General features: G+C 71.3%; 19 protein-coding genes. 8 read left to right on the forward strand and 11 right to left on the reverse strand.

From position 1 onward, the window contains the following. From VIG79_RS19525 to VIG79_RS19535, 3 genes are all read right to left on the reverse strand, one after another. The coding region (locus VIG79_RS19525) for a putative T7SS-secreted protein (protein WP_331888731.1) at positions 1-602 on the reverse strand (602 nt) is incomplete at its 3' end. Positions 603-646: 44 nt separating this feature from the next. After that, positions 647-949, reverse strand: a complete 303-nt coding sequence (locus VIG79_RS19530) for a hypothetical protein (protein WP_331888733.1) — start codon at positions 947-949, stop codon at positions 647-649. A 60-nt stretch (positions 950-1,009) separates the two neighbouring features. Continuing rightward, positions 1,010-1,360 (reverse strand): hypothetical protein, encoded by a 351-nt coding sequence (locus tag VIG79_RS19535; protein WP_331888735.1) that lies wholly within the window; start codon positions 1,358-1,360, stop codon positions 1,010-1,012. Between the two features lie 63 nt (positions 1,361-1,423). Between VIG79_RS19535 and VIG79_RS19540 the strand changes: the two genes are divergently transcribed. The 8 genes from VIG79_RS19540 to VIG79_RS19575 all read left to right on the forward strand — a co-directional run bounded on the left by VIG79_RS19540 (position 1,424) and on the right by VIG79_RS19575 (position 7,603). Beyond that, positions 1,424-1,909, forward strand: coding sequence for an SRPBCC family protein (locus VIG79_RS19540; protein ID WP_331888737.1), 486 nt, complete (start codon positions 1,424-1,426; stop codon positions 1,907-1,909). A 9-nt stretch (positions 1,910-1,918) separates the two neighbouring features. Next, complete coding sequence (locus VIG79_RS19545; RefSeq protein WP_331888739.1) at positions 1,919-2,281, forward strand: hypothetical protein; 363 nt, start codon at positions 1,919-1,921, stop codon at positions 2,279-2,281. Next, on the forward strand, positions 2,274-2,702 hold the full coding sequence (locus tag VIG79_RS19550) for a hypothetical protein (protein WP_331888741.1): 429 nt from the start codon (positions 2,274-2,276) through the stop codon (positions 2,700-2,702). The genes VIG79_RS19545 and VIG79_RS19550 overlap by 8 nt, the downstream gene beginning before the upstream one ends. 93 nt (positions 2,703-2,795) lie before the next feature. After that, positions 2,796-4,088 (forward strand): sugar ABC transporter substrate-binding protein, encoded by a 1,293-nt coding sequence (locus VIG79_RS19555; RefSeq protein WP_331888743.1) that lies wholly within the window; start codon positions 2,796-2,798, stop codon positions 4,086-4,088. Between the two features lie 10 nt (positions 4,089-4,098). Continuing rightward, positions 4,099-5,034 carry a sugar ABC transporter permease gene (locus tag VIG79_RS19560; RefSeq protein WP_331888745.1) on the forward strand — a complete coding sequence of 312 codons (936 nt, stop codon included), beginning with the start codon at positions 4,099-4,101 and terminating at the stop codon, positions 5,032-5,034. Between the two features lies 1 nt (position 5,035). Then, the gene (locus VIG79_RS19565; RefSeq protein ID WP_331888747.1) at positions 5,036-5,881 is read left to right on the forward strand and encodes a carbohydrate ABC transporter permease; all 846 of its coding nucleotides are present in this window, start codon (positions 5,036-5,038) and stop codon (positions 5,879-5,881) included. Between the two features lie 101 nt (positions 5,882-5,982). Further along, entirely contained in the window at positions 5,983-7,092 is a 1,110-nt protein-coding gene (locus VIG79_RS19570) for a carbohydrate kinase family protein (protein WP_331888749.1), read from the forward strand. A gap of 67 nt (positions 7,093-7,159) precedes the next feature. Further along, positions 7,160-7,603, forward strand: a complete 444-nt coding sequence (locus VIG79_RS19575; RefSeq protein ID WP_331888751.1) for a hypothetical protein — start codon at positions 7,160-7,162, stop codon at positions 7,601-7,603. 18 nt (positions 7,604-7,621) lie between these two features. Here VIG79_RS19575 and VIG79_RS19580 read toward each other — a convergent pair whose 3' ends face one another. The 8 genes from VIG79_RS19580 to VIG79_RS19615 all read right to left on the reverse strand — a co-directional run bounded on the left by VIG79_RS19580 (position 7,622) and on the right by VIG79_RS19615 (position 17,491). Further along, positions 7,622-8,443 (reverse strand): CoA ester lyase, encoded by an 822-nt coding sequence (locus VIG79_RS19580; protein WP_331888753.1) that lies wholly within the window; start codon positions 8,441-8,443, stop codon positions 7,622-7,624. Further along, positions 8,440-9,648: a CoA transferase gene (locus VIG79_RS19585; protein ID WP_331888755.1), complete on the reverse strand. Its 1,209-nt coding sequence runs from the start codon at positions 9,646-9,648 to the stop codon at positions 8,440-8,442. The genes VIG79_RS19580 and VIG79_RS19585 overlap by 4 nt, the downstream gene beginning before the upstream one ends. Continuing rightward, positions 9,645-11,639, reverse strand: coding sequence for an SUMF1/EgtB/PvdO family nonheme iron enzyme (locus VIG79_RS19590; RefSeq protein WP_331888757.1), 1,995 nt, complete (start codon positions 11,637-11,639; stop codon positions 9,645-9,647). The genes VIG79_RS19585 and VIG79_RS19590 overlap by 4 nt, the downstream gene beginning before the upstream one ends. Continuing rightward, entirely contained in the window at positions 11,632-12,549 is a 918-nt protein-coding gene (locus tag VIG79_RS19595) for a ribokinase (protein ID WP_331888759.1), read from the reverse strand. The genes VIG79_RS19590 and VIG79_RS19595 overlap by 8 nt, the downstream gene beginning before the upstream one ends. After that, positions 12,546-13,568: a LacI family DNA-binding transcriptional regulator gene (locus VIG79_RS19600; RefSeq protein ID WP_331888761.1), complete on the reverse strand. Its 1,023-nt coding sequence runs from the start codon at positions 13,566-13,568 to the stop codon at positions 12,546-12,548. The genes VIG79_RS19595 and VIG79_RS19600 overlap by 4 nt, the downstream gene beginning before the upstream one ends. Continuing rightward, the gene (locus VIG79_RS19605; RefSeq protein ID WP_331888764.1) at positions 13,565-14,935 is read right to left on the reverse strand and encodes an ADP-ribosylglycohydrolase family protein; all 1,371 of its coding nucleotides are present in this window, start codon (positions 14,933-14,935) and stop codon (positions 13,565-13,567) included. The genes VIG79_RS19600 and VIG79_RS19605 overlap by 4 nt, the downstream gene beginning before the upstream one ends. Positions 14,936-14,938: 3 nt before the next feature. Continuing rightward, the gene (locus VIG79_RS19610; RefSeq protein ID WP_331888766.1) at positions 14,939-16,090 is read right to left on the reverse strand and encodes an ADP-ribosylglycohydrolase family protein; all 1,152 of its coding nucleotides are present in this window, start codon (positions 16,088-16,090) and stop codon (positions 14,939-14,941) included. Between the two features lie 90 nt (positions 16,091-16,180). After that, entirely contained in the window at positions 16,181-17,491 is a 1,311-nt protein-coding gene (locus VIG79_RS19615; RefSeq protein ID WP_331888768.1) for a sugar ABC transporter substrate-binding protein, read from the reverse strand. Between the last annotated feature and the right edge of the window lie 7 nt (positions 17,492-17,498).

The raw sequence follows: 17,498 nt of genomic DNA on the forward strand, positions 1-17,498 counted from the left end.
ACGACGGTGTCGAGGATCCCGACCCCGCCGCCCGCCGCCCAGTCGCGGCGCTCCTGGTTGAGGTCCCACGGCGGCGCCACCAGGAAGTTCATGGCGTGCTGCCACGCCGGAACCGGCTCAGGGGCACCAGCCATGGCGTCACGAAGCGTGTCGGCGGCCTCGGTGCCGGACCGGTCGACATCGGCGCGGACCCGTTCGAGCAGCTCGACCGCCGCGAGGCGCTGCTCGCGCCCGGCGGGGGAGGTGAGCAGGTCGAGTGGGCCGGCGTCGACGGCGAGCGCCCCGCCGCCGCCGGCCGCAGCAGCATCTGCGGCCGCACGCATACCCTCCGCGAACAGGTCGCGGGCTCGGCCGGCGGCGAGCTGGGCGGGCAGGAGCGTCGCCGCATACCGGCCGAGCGCGGCACAGGCGGAGTCGAAAGAGCGAGCCGCCGCGCTGAAGCGCCCTGGCTGCAGCCCAAACTCGTCGCGGAACCCGCCAGCAGCGGCCCCCTCCCACGACACCTCGACCCGTCCGAGGGCGTGAGCCGCGTCAGCCAGCAGGTCGGCGTAGCCCGCCAGAGCGTCGCCGAGGCCCGCGACAGCCCCCGGCGAGCCGGGCACCAGCCGATCCGCCGGGTAACCGTGTGCGAGGTCCGACAGCGCGCTCACGGCGGCCCGCCCATCGCCGCCACGTAGGACGCGGCGGCGGCCCGGTCGGTCGACGCGTAGGAGACCACGCACGCGTCCAGCCGGTCGGCGATGTCGTGCTGCCCACCGAGCAGCGCGTCGAGACCGAGCTGCCAGCGCTCGACGAACTCGCCCAGCACCCCCTGGAGGTCGTCGTGACCGACCGTGACCTCGTCGTCAAGGGCCCCGACGAGCCCGTCCCGCACGGCGTCGGAGGTGCGCCGGACGTCGGACGCCGCCTGCACGAGGCTGTCGAGGACGACGAGGAAGCGGTCGGTCACCCCTCGATCAGAGCAGAGGGCGCCCGACGGCCCGCCGACTTATCCACAGCTCCCAGCGGCTCAGCCGCTGACCTTGTCCAGGTGCTGCAGGAGGTTGTGGGCCGCCAGCTCGACCTCCTTGTGGCGCCACTCGGACGCCCGGTAGACGCAGGCGATCAGGCCAACCCGGTGGACCCGAGAGAAGTCCCCGACGACAAACGCGTACCGCGCCTTGGTCTCGTCGTTGGCGCCCTCGGTCAGCCCGAGGTGCCACGCCGCGTACTCGTCCCACGAGTGCTTGTCGAGGTAGGCGTTCTGGTCATCGGCACTGGGTTGCACCTCGCCCCAGTCGCTGTCGAGGACGTACCGCTTCTTGTCGATGAGCTCGCGCACGAAGGCGACCGCGGCCTTGTTGACGGTGTAGGAGGCCATCGACCCATCGTCGCGCGGCCCCTCGGTGGGCACCACCCGGAAGGCCGTGTGAGACTGGCTGATGTGCACCGCTTCTCCGCCACGACGGAGTCGCAGGCACTCGTCGCCGCCCCCCGCGAGGACATCTGGGCCGCCATCACCGACCCGACAGTGCTCCCCAAGCTCACGCCGCTGCTGCGCCACATCGAGGCCGACGGCGACCTGTGGCGGTGGGACCTCTCCCGGATCAACGTCCTGGGCATCGTCGTCGACCCGAGCTTCACCGAGCGGATGACGTTCGTGCCGAACGAGCGGATCGAGTACACCCACGAGCCCCCGGCCGGCGCGCACGAGTGGGCCAGCGCCGAGGGGTGGTACCAGCTCACGGACCGCGCCAGCGGCACTCACCTGGACATCGAGATCACCCTGTCCGTCGAGCTACCCCTCGCGCGCTTCGCCGCACCCGCGGTCGAGAAGGTGATCCGGACGTCGATGGCGGTGACCGGATCCCGGTTCGGTGCGAACCTCGACCGCCACCTCGGCATCCGAAGCGCCGGACCGCCCGTCTAACCTGACGACGTGGTCTCCTGGCTGACGGTGGTCGTCCTCGTGGCGGCGGCGGCCCTCGGCGTCCTCGCCCTGGTGTATGCGCTGACTCGCCGCGGCGTCGACGACCGTCTGCTGCTTGTCCTCGGTGCCCTGGAGATCGCCCTGCTCGCGCAGGTGTTCGTCGGTCTGGGGCAGGGGATCGGGCGTACCACCGAGTTCGAGAAGGCGGTGTTCTTCGCCTACCTCCTCACGGTTCCGTTCATCGCCCCGGTCGCGGTGTTCCTCTCGCTCAAGGAGAAGACGCGGTCGTCGATGCTCGTGGTCCTCGGGTCCGCGGTGGTCGTCGGCGTCCTCGTCGCACGCCTGCTCCAGATCTGGGGCGCCGGTGTCTGACCCGACCCCCGACCACACGCAGACACCCGAGAAGGGCAGCACCCGACGGGGTCTGGGGATCATCCTCGTCGCGCTCTACGGCCTCTTCGCGCTCGCAGCCACCGGGCGCGCGACCTACCAGATCATCGCGGACTTCCAGAAGGCACCCGTCGCGTACCTGCTCTCGGCGCTGGCCGCAGTCATCTACATCGTCGCCACCGTCGCACTCGCGCGAGGCGACCGGACGTCGATCCGCGTGGCCCGGGTCGCCATCACTATCGAGCTGGTCGGCGTGCTCACCGTCGGGCTGGTGTCCTACCTCGTGCCGTCCGAGTTCCCCGACAAGACCGTGTGGTCACACTTCGGTTCGGGCTACGGCTACTTCCCGCTCATCCTGCCGATCCTCGGCCTGCTCTGGCTGCGGTACCAGTCCCGTCGGTGATCCAGGTGTGGCCAGAGCGCCGGATGAGTCATATGGTGAAACGGTCGGCAGCAGCGGAGCGCGCCCCGGCGCGCGGTTCTCGGGAGGCAGGCCGTGGCAGACACGCATCCGACGACGGCGTTCGGCCGTCGGTCCTTCCTCGGCCTGGCCGGGGGCGCGCTGGGAGCGGGTGTGCTCGCAGCCTGTGGCGACAACACCGGCCGGAGCGACGGCTCGTCCACGTCGGGGGGCTCGCTCCGACTGTCGCAGTGGTACCACCAGTACGGCGAGGAGGGCACCCAGCAGGCGGTCGAGGGGTATGCGAAGGCCTACCCGGGTGCCAGTGTCACCGTGCAGTGGAACCCCGGCGACTACGACCAGAAGGTCGCCAGCGCCCTGTTGACTGACGGCGGTCCCGACATCTTCGAGTTCGGCAACGGCCCCTCGATCGACATGATCCAGGGCGGCCAGGTCGTCGACATGAGCGGCATCCTCGGCGGTGCCGAGTCGGACTTCACCCGCAGCCTCGTCCAGCGGATGACCTACAAGGGCAAGCTGTACGCGGTTCCGCAGGTCACCGACATGCAGCTGCTCGTCTACCGCAAGAGCCTCCTCCAGGCCGCGGGGGTGAACCCGCCCGCAACGGTCGACGAGCTCATCACCGCCGCCAAGAAGCTCACGAGCGACAAGGTCAAGGGGCTCTTCGCGGGCAACGACGGCGGCATCGGCGTGCTGGGCGGTCCGATGCTCTGGGCCGCCGGCCAGGACTACCTCAGCGACGACCAGACCCAGATGGGCTTCGACGACACACGCGGCGCCGCGGCGCTCAGCCGGCTACGCACCCTGTTCACCAGCAACGCCCTGCTCCTCGGGGCGCCGGCCGACTGGTCGGACCCGTCGGCCTTCACCCAGGGCCTGTGCGCCATGCAGTGGACCGGCCTCTGGACGCTTCCGGTCATCGAGAAGGCGTTCCCCGGGGACTACGGCGTCATGGCGTGGCCGGCGCTCGACGCGCAGGGGAAGCCGTCGGTGCCGGTCGGCGCATACGGGTCCTGCGTCAGCGCGAAGACCCGCAACGTCGACGCCGCAAAGGGATTCGTCAAGTGGCTCTGGGTCGACCAGACCGCGAAGCAGCTCGATTTCGCGCAGTCGTTCGGTTTCCACATCCCGGCCCGGCAGAGCGTCGCGGCCAAGGCGGACAAGCTGAAGAACCCGCCCGCCTCCGACGCGGTCAAGCTGGTCAACGAGAACGGCCACGCGCAGACACCGCTGCTGTGGACGCCGAAGTGCGCGACGGCGTTCTCCGACGGCCTGACCCACATCGTCAAGGACGGCGCCGACCCCAAGGCCGAGATCGCCACGATGAAGACCACGATCGACGCCGAGCTCAAGCGCGTCAACGGCTGACCCTGCCGCCGTGACGCAGCCGGCCTCAGGGCTGACCCGACGGCGACGCCTGCTCGGTACGCAGGACCGGAACCTCTGGTTCTGGGTCTTTGTCGGCCCGTTCTTCCTGGGGCTGCTGGTCTTCGTCTACGTCCCGATCCTCTGGAGCATCTGGCTCAGCTTCTTCACCGCCCGCAACACGGTCACCCCGACGGAGTTCGTGGGGTTCGGCAACTACGCCGACATGCTGTCCGACCCGGCGTTCCGCTCGAGCATGCTCACCTTCGTCGTCTTCGCGGCGTTCATCGTGCCGACGACGTTCGCGGTGTCCTTGGGGCTGGCGCTGCTGGTCCATCGCGCCCGGTGGTTCCAGCCGTTCTTCCGCTCGGTGTTCTTCCTGCCGACCGCATGCTCCTACGTGGTCGCGTCGCTGGTGTGGAAGATGTCGATCTTCTCCGGGGTCCGGTTCGGGCTGGCCAACACGGTGCTCGCCTGGTTCGGGGTCGCGCCGACGCCGTGGCTCTCGGTGACCCAGCCGCCCTGGTACTGGCTGGTCATCGTCACCGTGCGCCTCTGGCTGCAGGTCGGCTTCTACATGATCCTGTTCCTCGCCGCCCTGCAACGGATCTCGCCGACGCTCTACGAGGCGGCGGCCATCGACGGCGCGGTCGGGTGGAAGGTGTTGCGCTACATCACCATCCCGCAGCTCGCGGCGACGTCGAGTGCGGTCCTGCTGCTCCTGCTCGTCAACGCGTTCCAGGCGTTCGACGAGTTCTACAACCTGCTCTCGTCCACGGGGCAGTACCCGCCGTATGCGCGTCCACCTCTCGTCTACCTGTACTACACGGCGCTCGGCAGCGGTCAGGACTTCGGGCACGGGAGCGCCGGCGCGGTGATCCTCACGCTGGTCATCGCCGTGGTGGCGCTCGGCCAGGGACGGCTGATGCGGTTCGGGCGGGAGGACTGAGATGGCCATCCAGCGGCGGCCGCTCGACAAGGTGGGCAGCGGCGCCCGCTACGTCGTGCTGGTCGTCGGCGCCGTCCTCTTCCTCGTCCCCTTCTACCTGTTGCTCCGCAACGGCCTCTCCACCGAGGCCGATATCACCTCGCCGGACTGGACGCTCTTCCCGAGCAGCCTCCAGTGGGGCAACATCGCCGAGCTGTTCGACAGCCGGTCGGTGCCTATGGCGCGGTCGCTGGCCAACAGCGCGGTCATCGCGGTCACCCAGACGGTGCTGGTCCTCGGGGTCAGCGGCATGGCGGGGTACGGGCTCGCCCGGATCCCGTACCGCTGGTCCAACGTCGTCCTGTATGCGACGGTCGCCACGCTGCTGATCCCGGCGGCGGTGACGTTCGTGCCGAGCTTCGTGCTCGTCTCCACCCTCGGCTGGGTCAGCAGCCTGCGCGGCCTCATCGTCCCGGGGCTGTTCCAGGCGTTCGCTACGTTCCTGTTCCGCCAGTACTTCCTCGGGTTCCCGCAGGAGCTGGAGGACGCCGCCCGGATCGACGGGTTGGGATACCTCGGCACCTTCTGGCGGGTGGTGGTCCCGAACTCGCTCGGGTTCGTGGCCGCCATCGGGACGATCACCTTCATCGGCAGCTGGAACGCGTTCCTCTGGCCGCTGGTCATCGGCCAGGACCAGAGCTCCTGGACCGTCCAGATCGCCTTGTCGACATTCCTCACCCAGCAGACCAGTAACCTGCACCAGCTGTTCATCGCCGCCGTGGTCTCGATCCTGCCGTTGCTGGCGATGTTCCTCTTCCTCCAACGCTGGATCGTCCAGGGCGTGGAGCGCAGCGGGATCAACGAGTAGGCGCACGCTTGCCTAAACTCGTGGCATCCGGTGGCGAGGCGTGGGACCGTTGGGTGCCGACAGTCGAGCGGGATGACGACGGCGGGAGGCGGACGACAGGCGTGGGCACGGCATACGACCCCCTGGCCGCCCACCGGAAGGAGGGCGACCCTCCCTTCGACGTGCTGCTGGCCGGCACGGTCTTCCTCGACATCATCTTCACCGGCCTGCCGGAGGTCCCCCGCGCGGGGACCGAGGTGTGGGCCGAGGGCATGGGTTCGTGCCCGGGCGGGATCGCCAACCTGGCCGTGGCGTCCAGCCGGCTCGGCCTGCGGACCGCCCTCGTCGCGGCGTTCGGCGACGACGACTACGGCGACTTCTGCTGGCGCACCCTCGAGGAGCAGGAGCACGTCGACCTCAGCCTCTCGCGGCGGTTCGACGACTGGCACTCGCCGGTGACCGTGTCGATGTCGGTCGGTCGCGACCGGAGCATGGTGACCCACGGTCACGCCGCTCCGGTCGGGACGGCGGAGCTGATGGGCCCGCCGCCGCCGACCCGCTCGGTCCTCGTCGACCTCGGTGAGGTGGTCCGCGACGAGGAGGCGGGGACGTGGATACAGAGCGCCCAGAAGGACGGCGCCCTGGTGTTCGCCGATATCGGCTGGGACGCCACCGGCGAGTGGCGGGTGGCCACCCTCGACCTGCTCGCGCACTGCCACGGGTTCCTGCCCAACGCCGAGGAGGCGATGGCCTACACGCGCACGGACACGCCCCAGGACGCGCTCTACGCCCTGGCCGACCGCGTACCCCTCGCCGTCGTCACGAACGGCAGCCTCGGCGCTCTGGCGATCGACAACACGACCGGCGAGGAGGTCTCGGTACCCGCACTGAGGGTTCCGGCCCTCGACCCGACCGGAGCCGGGGACGTCTTCGGCGCGAGCCTGGTCGTCGGCACGCTCGCGGGCTGGTCGCTGCACGACCGGCTCTCGTTCGCGGCCCTCTGCTCGTCCCTCGCCGTCCAGCAGTTCGGCGGCTCGCTCGCCGCGCCGGGCTGGGGCGACATCGTCGACTGGTGGCGCGGTATCCGGGACGCCGCGGACGAGTCGTCGTATGCGTGTTCCCTCCGCCGCCGCTACGCCTTTCTCGACGAGATCGTGCCCCAGGTCCCGGGCGGAGCGGTACGCCGGGCGGCAGCCACGATCGCCCGACAGGCGGACGTCGCGCAGCACTGAGGCGTATCACCGCCGTGAGTGGGGCCCTCTGAAGGGATGGACGCCCCCACCCCTGCAAGGACGCCTCATGTCGACGCTGGACTTCCTCCCGCTGCTCAAGGCCCCAGAGTCGTGGCCGACCTGGTTGGTCGGAGCGATCGCCATGCTGGCCCTCGCCGCCCTCGACGTGGCCGGCGCCCTCGCGGCCAAGCAGTGGGCCGCCACCTCCGGCGTGGTCCCGCTCCTGCTCGGTGCGGCCGCCTTCCTCGTCCTGTTCTGGGTGTATGCGTCGGCGCTCCAGTACGCCGAGCTCGCCCTGGTGACGATGGGCTGGATCGTGGTCCTGCAGGTCGGCCTGCTTCTCATCGACCGGTTCCACTTCGGCGTCCACCTCGCCCCGGGCAAGTGGGTCGCCGCCGTGATCATCCTCGTGGCTCAGGGCTACCTCTTGCTCGGACCCAGCGGTGCCGGGGACGAGGCGGCGGTCGTCGCCGGGCCGACGGTCACCGTCGAGACGCGGGACGTCGCCTGACGGCTCTGGGGCGCCGGCTCAGTCGGCGAGCGCGACGACCCGTTGCGCCTGCCGGACCACCGCGGCGTCCACGAACCGGCCGTCGGCGAGGGCCACCGCCCCCAGACCCGCCGTGGCGCCGTTCTCGGCCGCCGCGATCAGCGCACGGGCTCGCTCGACCTCGCCCTGCGTCGGCGTGAAGGCGGCACGGATGACGTCCAGCTGGTCCGGGTGGATGGCGGTCCGACCGAGGAAACCCAGGGCTCGCCCGCGTCGACAGGATGCGGCGAGCCCGTCCAGGTCGCGGACGTCGGTGTAGGCGGCCATCGCGGGTGGTGGCAGACCGGCGGCGGCGGCGGCCGCCACGATGCGACCTCGCGCCCACAGCAGGCCGTCCTCCGAGGTCACGCCGAGGTCGGCTCGCAGGTCGGCCTCGCCCAGTCCGAGTGACGCCACGCCGGAGGTGGCCGTGGCCAGGTCGTAGGCGCGCTCGAGCCCGAGGGCGGACTCGACGAGAAGATGGACGCCGCGGTCCGGGGCCGACGTCGAGACGTCACGTACCGCGTCGACGGACTCAGCCTTCGGAAGCCGGAGTCCGACCGCACCGGGCAGCCGGGCGACCATCGCGACGTCGTCGTCGTGCCAGGGGGTTCCCGGCGCGTTGACGCGGACCTGGAGCGGCCGGGACGCGTCGTGGAGGGCTTCGGCGGTCGCCTGTCGGGCGTCGGGTTTGGCGTCGGCGACCACCGCGTCCTCGAGGTCGACGATGACGACGTCAGCCGACGAGGCCAAGGCCTTGGCGACCCGGTCGGACCGCTCGCCCGGGACGTAGAGCCAGGTGAGGGGTGGCCGAGGGCTCATGGCCAGGCCTCGGGGACTCCGGCCGCGCCCTCGGCCACCAGCGCGGCGATGTGGTCGTCGTCGTAGCCGAGCTCGCGCAGCACGGTCGTCGTGTCGACGCCGGGGGACCGCCCGGCAAAACGGGTGGGGGCGTCGCCGTCGGTCATCCGGAACAGCGGCCCCTGCATGGCCAGCTCGCCGAGGTCGTCGTCGGCCACCCGGCGGATGGTGCCGAGCGCCTGGAACTGCGGGTCCTCGGCGATGTCCTGTGCGGTGTAGACCGGCGCGACGGCGGCCTCGGCGCGTTCGAACTCGGTGATGACCTCGGCTCGCGTATGAGCGCCGATCCAGCCGCCGACGGCCTCGTCGAGGACGTCACTGTGCTCGGCTCGCGTCCGGCCGGTTGAGAACCACGGCTCGGCGACGAGGTCCTCGCGTCCCACGAGCCGCAGGACCCGTTCGGCGATGCTCTGCGAGCTGGTCGAGATGGCGACCCAGTGGCCGTCGGAGGTCTCGTACGTGTTCCGCGGCGCGTTGTTGGAGGACCGGTTGCCGAGGCGCTCCTGGAGGGTGTGCAGCTGGTCCCAGCGCGAGAGCTGCGGGCCGAGCAGCGCCATGATCGGTTCCACGATGGCGACGTCGACCACCTGGCCCCGCCCGGTCGACTGCCGCTGGTGGAGGGCGGACATGACCGCGAACGCGGTTGCCAGAGAGGCGATCCCGTCGGCCAGGCCGAACGGTGGGAGGGTCGGAGGCCCGTCCGGCTCACCGGTCGACGCCGCGAAGCCACTCATCGCCTCGGCCAGCGTGCCGAACCCGGGACGGCGGCGGTACGGGCCGATCTGGCCGAAGCCGGTGATCCGGGCGAGCACGAGTCCGGGGTTGTCCTGGCTCAACCGGTCGTAGGACAGCCCCCAGCGTTCGAGCGTGTCGGGACGGAAGTTCTCGACGACGACGTCCGCGCGGGCGGCGAGCCGGCGGAACGCCTCCGCCCCGCCGGTCGACGACAGGTCGAGCTGGATGCTGCGCTTGTTGCGGCCCAGCGTCTTGTACCAGAGGTTGTGGCCGTCCCTCTCGGGTCCGTGGCCCCGAGCGGGGTCGGGTCGGCGGGGGTGCTCGACCTTGACGACCTGAGCGCCCAGGTCGCCGAGGTGCATCGCCGTCATCGGGCCCGCGAAGAGGGTCGAGGCGTCGACGACGAGCAGGTCGTCGAGAGCGCCGGTCATGGCGAGACTCCGTCGTCGAGCAGGTCCCACGCCAACCGGAACCCGACACTCGACGACCGCCCGAGACCCAGCCCGGGGATCAGGTACTTGGCGGTGAACTCGGGCTCTCGGACCCCGCCGTCGAAGTACCAGGCCGAGCCGTCGCTGCGGTGGGCCGATCCTCCCTTGAGCATGAGGAACCGCGTTCGGCCGTCGCTGTGCTCGCTCTCGGTGAGGTTCCAGACCTCCGGCTGCCGTCGTTCGAACCCGGCCAACCCGGCCGCCACCTGCCACTCGTCCTCCGTCGGCAGCCGGGCGCCGGCCCAGCGCGCGTAGGCCCGGGCGTCGACGAGGTCCACGTCGGCCACGGGACGGTCGGCGGACAGATCGCCCGTGGCGTGGTCCAGCCAGCTCGGGACCGGGCCGCCGGGGTATGCCGGCTGATGGCCCGTCTCCGTGGCGAACCGGCCGAACTCGGCGACCGACACCTCACGAGCGGCGACCGCGACGGGATGTGCGACCAGGGTGGTGCGTTCGAGGGTCCGCTGGTCGTGCAGCCGGGGAGACAACGGTTTCCACTCGTCGACGAACGGAGCGCCGGCGTACATCCCGGTCTCCCGGTTCCGGTAGCGCACCGTGCACGAGTAGTCACCGGACGTGACCACCACGTGCTCGACGCTCGGTGCGCTGCTCGTCGTTGCGACGGGCACGCGCACGGCCGGCCGGTGCACGAACTGGGCCGAGGCGCCAACGGGTGGGTCAGCCGAGAGCCAGGAGGCGTCCGCGTCCGCCGAGGCCTCCCACACACCGCCGACCCCGTGCGCCGGCACGGCGGCGTGGACCTCCCCGCCCCCGGGCTCCAGCCGGCGACCGGTCCAGAGGTCGTATGCGGTCCGCTCGCCGCCCACCGCAACGGGCACCGTCGCCTCGGTCGGGGACCGGTTGACCAGAGCCGTGACCCGCTCGGACGACGAGGTGAACGTGGAGCCGAAAATCCCTGCGGCGAGTACCGACTCACCGAGAGGGACCAGAGGCGTCCAGTCACCGTCGACGAAGAGGTCGTGCAGCGCCCGTTGGGACCGGGTCATCCGGCGCAGGGTCTGGGCGTCGCGGTCGGACCAGCCCACCCAGACGCCGAAGACGACCTCCCAGACCATCACACCCATACCGTTGAGCCAGGCCGACTGGAGCTCCTCGGCGTGGTCGCGGTGCCAGCGGCGTACGTGATGCATCTGGTGCCGCCGCTCGAACCAGTGCGAGCGCACGATGCCCGGAGTCGGCGAGTCGGCGAACCACTGCGCCCACGACAGCGGATGGTCGGCCAGCCGCGCGAGCGGGAGGGTCGACTCGCCCTCGACCGCTACTCCGTCACGCGCTGCCGACAGCCGGTCGAGCAGCTCGGTCCCACCCTCCTTGAGGGTGTCGAGGAAGACCCCGTCAATCCCGAGCTCGGCGACCAGCGTGGCCAGTTCGGTCGCGTCGTCGCGGGACCGCCGGGTGCCGGTGTCCCACGGGTTGTAGTCGACGAACACCTTGACCCCGGCCGCGTGCAGGTCGGCGACCAGCTGGGGGAGCCCGTCGACGTCGCGGTAGAAGTCCCACTGGTTCCGGTCGTCGAGGCCGATCACGGGGTATGCGTGCCACAGCACCACTCCGTCGAACCCACCGAAACGCTCCCTCGCGTCGGCCACCAGCCGGTCGGGCGTGAACCGGTGCGTGTCCCAGTCGTAGAGCAGCTCGTCCCACAGCCACACCTGGCTGACGACGTAGCACCGCGAGGCCCAGGCCATGTCGGGCCGGTGGTAGAGCGTGTCGTCGACACCCAACCGGTCGCGGGCCTCAGCCCGCCAGCGGACGAGCTGCTCCCGCCAGCGCGGCCAGTCGGTCGGGTCGTCGGGGGCGGCGAGGATCTTGCCGCCGTCGAGCACCGCGAGGTCCGCGTCTGGGCCGAGCGGCACCTCGCGAGGCCGGTCCAGCGGGCGCGGGACCAGGGGGTCGAAATCGTCAGCCATGGGTCCCGCCGTAGACGGCGCGGGCCTGGCGGTCGACCTCCGGAGCGGTCGGGACGGACGCCTGGGCACCGGCCCGCTGGACTGCGAGCGATGCTGCGGCGCAGGCCCGTTCGAGGCAGGTGCGCTCGTCATGGCCCTGGGCGAGCGAGGCCGCGTACACGCCACAGAACGTGTCACCGGCGGCCACCGTGTCGGTCGCGGTCACCCTGGGCGACTCGACCCGGACCTCTCCGCCGTCCCGGGTGACGAGGCGGGCGCCGTCCGCACCCAGGGTGACCAGGACCGTGGGCACGTCGTCGAGCAACCGTCGCACCGCATCATCGACGTCGGCCAGCTGCGCGAGCTCGACGGCTTCGTGCTCGTTAACCACGAGCACGTCTATCTGGGCGACCAGCTCGGGGATGAGGGGAGCGGCCGGGGCGGCGTTGAGGACGAAGGGGGCTCCGTCCCGCCGGGCCGACGCGGCGTCCGCGACGACCCCCTGCGGAATCTCCAGCTGGGCGAGGACCACGTCGGCCGCGCCGATCGTCTCGCGGTCGGCATCGCTCAGCCGCACGGCGGCATTCGCGCCGGCGGCCACAACGATCGTGTTCTCCGCATCGGCGTCGATGGTGATGAGGGCGACACCCGTCGGATGGTCCTCAACCCGGCGGATCCCGGTGACGTCGATGCCGTCCCGGCGGAGGTCGTCGAGAAGCGTGTTCCCGTCGCCGTCCGAGCCCACCGCCCCGACCATCGCGGTGTCCGCGCCGCCGGCCCGGGCTGCCCCCACCGCCTGGTTCGCGCCCTTGCCACCGCCGCTGCGCTGGATCGTCTCCGCCAGCAGGGTCTCGCCCGGTCTGGGCAACCGGGAGGTGCGAACCGCGACGTCCATGTTCACCGAACCGACGACGACGACGCGCCCGCTCACGGGCCGACCCGATCCCGAGCCGGTGCGCTGGACTCGCGCACCACGAGGCGGGGTTCGACCTGCACGGTGCGCGGGGGAGTCTTGGGCGCATCCATCCGTTCGAGCAGCAGCCGGGCGGCCTCGTTCCCACGTCGGCGGGCCCCGAGCGACACGCTGGTCAGCGAGGGGCTGAACACGCGGGCGAACTGCGTGTCGTCGATTCCCACCACGGCCAGCTGCTGCGGGACGCGTCGCCGCGCGTTGTGGGCGGCGCGCATCACGCCGAAGGCGAGCAGGTCGTTCGCCGCGATCACCGCGTCCGGCCGGCGACGCGGGTCGAGCGCGCCGAGGGTGGACCACGCCCCCTCGCCGGCGTTGACCGTGAAGTCCTCGACCTCCACCATCGGTCCCGTGGAACCGGTTGCTGCGCAGGCCTGTTGGTAGCCCTCGCTGCGGGCGCGACCGGGGGCCGTGTCAGCGGGGCCGTTGACGAACGCGATGCGCCGGCGCCCGGTCTCGAGGAGGTGGGCGTGGGCCATCACGACACCCCGGCGCGAGTCGGTTCGGACCGTGTCCAGGGGCGTGCCCTCCCCGATGTCGCCCACGACCACCACCGGTACCGGCGCGTTGACGAGGGCGTCGACCAGCTCAGGGGAGCGACGGAGCGGGCTGATGATGAGGCCGTCCGCATACCCGCGGGAGAGGCTGCGGACCAGGGCGACGAGGTCCGTGAGGTCGTGCCCGGTCGACGCGACGAGGAGCCGCGCTCCCGAACCGGCCATGCCCTCCTCAACCCCGCGCATCATCTCGGTGTAGACGGGGTTGCCCACGTCGTCGACGGCGAACGCCACCTGCATCGTCGCGCCCAGCTTGAGGGCTCGTCCCGTCGCGTCGGGGACGTAGCCGAGCTCGGCGACCGCCGCGCGCACGCGGTCCTCGGTGTCCGGCCGGGCCGGCTTGCCGTTGAGCACCCGAGAGACCGACGCGATGGAGACGCCGGCCCGGTCGGCGACCTCCACGACCGTCGGCCGCCGGCTCACGGAGCCCCGACCTCCCGCACGGCCTCGGCCACGGCGAGGGTCCGCTCGGTGAGCGCATCGAAGGTCAGGTCACCGGCGTCCGGGATCGACGTCACCAGCCGGCCCTGCAGGGGGTCCGTCCACCGTGGTGCGAGGTCGGTGGCACCGGTGAGGGCACCGGTGATCGCGCCGACCGTGGCGCCGTTGGAGTCGGTGTCCCAGCCGCCCATCACGGTGAGGCCGATCGACCGGTCGAAGTCCCCGCCCCCGGCCTCCAGGGCGTAGGCGACGAGCGCGGTGTTGTTCAGGCTGTGCACCCAGTGATGGCCGACGAACTCCGCTTCGAGCGCGGCGTACCCCTGCGTGGGGTCGCCGCCGCTCCGACCGAGCTCGCGCCCGAGCGCGACGGCACGGGCCATGCGGCTGTCGGGCGGAACGACGCTGGTGCCCACGTCGAGAACGGTACCGATGTCGCCTCCGCGGATGGCCGCGGAGGCCATCGCGGCGACGAACATCGCGCCGTACAGCCCGTTGCGGGTGTGGCTGACGGCGGCGTCGCGCCAGGCCCACTCGGCTGCCCGCAGCGGGTCTCCGGGGTTGGCCCAGCCGTAGAGGTCGGTGCGGATCTGGGCCCCGATCCACTCGCGGAACGGGTTGCGGATCCTCGCGGTCCGCGGCGGCGAGATCCCCTCCAGGAGGTTGCGGTAGGCCACCCGCTCCGCCGTGAAGGTCCGACCGGCCGGGAGGTCGACGAGCCACATCTGGGCGACGTCGTCCGGGGTGAACGCCGCGCCGTGCCGCTCGAGGACGCGCAGCGCGACCAGGGTGTAGTTGAGGTCGTCGTCCTCCGGCGTGCCGGCGAGGTTCTCCTCGAGGCTGGTCGGCCGGCTGGCCTTGTTCCAGGGCCAGCGCTCCGAGACGGCCGGGTCGAGACCGACCGCCGTGAAGTACCGGTCCAGCGGCCAGCGGTCGGTGGCCCGCAGGATCTCCTCGATGCCACGGCGGGGGATCTTCTCCACCGGCTTGCCGAGGACGCAGGCGACCGCCCGGCCCATCCAGGCACCACGCACGCGGTCGGGGTCGAGCGGGTATGCGGATACGCGCGTGCGGTTCGCCGTGGACAGGGTCGCGACGATCGCGTCCCAGTCGCTCGGCTCGTCCGCCACGCCCGGTTCGGGCATCGCGTCGAGCACGGTAAGCAGCTGGTCGGCCAGGGCTCGCTGCTCGCTCGTCGCGATCTCGAGAGAGGCTCCGCCGTAGGGCGGTTCGGCGACGCCACCAGCCCCGACCCAGCGGCCGCGGACCGCCTCGACGTCCCGTCCCTCGCGGGCTGACTGCCACAGCTCGTGACGGAGGAGATCCTCCGGCTGGACCCAGGTGACCCGCATCCGTCAGGCCCCGGACCGGTCCTCGAGGAGGGCCTCGAACGCCTCGTGGCGCTGGTGCCAGGCGGCCTGGTCGGCGGCGAAGATCTCGGCGGCGACAGCGGCCATGGTCCGTCCCCCGGCGCGCAGGTCGAGGCGCGACGCCGTTCCCACGATCTCGGCCCAGTCCGCGGGAACCGCCGACTCCCCGCCCAGGGCCCCGGCCAGGGCGCCGCCCATCGTGGCGATGGAGTCGGAGTCACGGCCGTAGTTCGTGGCGCCGAGCACCGTCCCGCGGGCCTCCCCGCCGGTGGCCTTGAGGAACCCGAGTGCGACGGGCAGCTCCTCGATGGAGCGCAGGCGGCTGGGCCGCCGCGAGTCCTGGGCCGGCTCCCGGTAGACCTCGCCGACCGAGTCGAACGGCGTGACCGCGGCCCGGAGCAGGGGGATGGCCTCGCGCCAGTCGGTCCCGGGCTCGACCACTGCGAGGCAGGCCTCGATCGCGGTCCGCGTGCCGTCTCGGGCGATCCCGGTCGCCGCGGCCAGGACCCCGTCGACCGTCGCGCCCGGAGCCATCGCGGCGGCGACGGCGGCGGCGAAGACCGCTGCGGCCTCCCGGCCGTAGCTGGACTGGTGCGCCCCCGCGACCTCGACCGCCTCGGCGTAGGCCCCGGTCGGGTCACCGGCGTTGGCGATGCCCACCGGTGCCATGTACATCGCGGCGCCGCAGTTGACGATGTTGCCGACCCCCGCCTCGCGCGGGTCGACGTGGCCGTAGTGGAGCCGGGTGACCAGCCACTTCTCGGCGAGGAACACCCGCAGCAGTGGGACGGTCTCGCGCTCCAGCTCGGGGATCCACGTGACCTCGTTCATCATCAGCGGGACGAGGTCGTCGGCCATGTCGAACGCGGTCAGGTGGCGACGGTTCTTCGCGTAGACCGCGACCAGCAGGTTGGTCATGAGGGTGTCGTCGGTGACGTGGCCCTCGCCCTTGTGGTACGGCGACATCGGCTTGGCGGTCCGCCAGTCCGGCATGAAGTAGTCGACGATCCCCTCGACGTAGCCGTCGTAGCGCTCGACGATCTCCTGCGTGCTGCGACCCTCGGTGGCACCCCCGATGGCGTCGCCGACGGCGGCGCCGACCAGCGTCCCGATCGCCTTGTCCTGCAACGTGTTCATCCTGCGCACCCTTTGCGGCTCGGACGTGACATCTGGGCGTGATGGAACGGGACGGCCGGCCGCACGGACCGGCCGCCCCGACGCATACGCCTAGCTGTTGATCTTGGTCCAGCCGTCGGTGAGTCGCTTCTGCAACGTCGCCGAGTCGATCTTGCCGGCGAGGAACTCCTGGTAGGCCGGGGTCGCGGTCTCCGACTTCCACTGCGGGAACTTGGTGGCCTTGTTCCACGGCGAGTCGACGAGGTTCGCGGACGACCCGAGGATGGCGTCCCAGCCGTGCTTCCCCGCGAGGTCCTTCTTGACGATGGCCGACGCGGAGGTGGTCACCGGGATGAGCGCGTCGCCCTCGGCGATCTTGGCGAGGTTCTCGGCCTTCATGAAGTAGGCGATGAACTTCATCGCCTCGGCCGGGTGCTTGCTCTGCCGGGCGATGCTCAGGGTCTGCGGGCCGGCGGCCTGGTTCTGGCCGGTGCCCTTGAGCAGCGGGAGCATCGTCCAGTTGAAGCCCTGTGGCGCCTTGGCCTCGATCTGGGCCTCGACGTAGTTGCCGGCCATGACCAGGCCGTACTTGCCGCCGAAGAAGCCGGGCAGGACGTCGGTGCCGGAGAGCGAGATCGAGTTCGGCGCCATCGTCTTGTCGTCGAGCATCTTCTTGACGCGGTTGGGCACCTCCATCTCGTTGGCGCCCACCGAGATCGTCGGCTTGGCCTCGTCACCGGAGAAGAACTTGCCGTCGAAGGCCAGCCCGCTCGACATCAGGCCGGCGGTCGGCGACTTCAGGCCCCACGCGAACCCGTAGACGTCGCCTCCGGTGGTGAGCTTCTTGGCGTTGGTCGCGAGGTCGTCCCAGGTCCAGGGGGCGTCCGCGGTCGGCGGGGTGATGCCGGCCTTCTGGAGCGCGTCGGTGTTCGCGAACAGGTTGTAGACCTGGGCGATGGTGGGGACGCCGGTGATCTTGCCTCCGAACGTGACCGTCTGCCATACCGATGCGGGGACGTCGGCCTTGAGGTCGGCGGGCAGCGACGAGGTCAGGTCGGCGAGGTAGCCCTGGGCGCTGAACCCCGCGATGTCTGCGGACTCGTCGTGGATGATGTCGGGCGCTTGGTTGCCCGCGAACTGGGTGACCAGCTTGTCGTGCACCGAGTTCGGGTCGACCTTCTGGTAGTCGACGTGGATGTCGGGGTTCGCCGCGTTCCACGTGTCGACGATGTTCTGCGTGGCCTTGACCGTGAGGTCCTGGAACGCGTACGAGGAGAAGGTCAGGGCGACCTTCTCACCGGGAGCAGCGGTCTGCGGGGCGTCACCGCCGGAGCCGCCACCGCTGCCGCTGATGCAGCCGGAGGTGAGCAGCACGGCCGAGGTGACCGTGGCGATGGACAGTGTCGTGAGACGACGCTTCACGGCGTTC

Source organism: Lapillicoccus sp., from assembly GCF_036559105.1.
Lineage (GTDB): Bacteria > Actinomycetota > Actinomycetes > Actinomycetales > Dermatophilaceae > Lapillicoccus.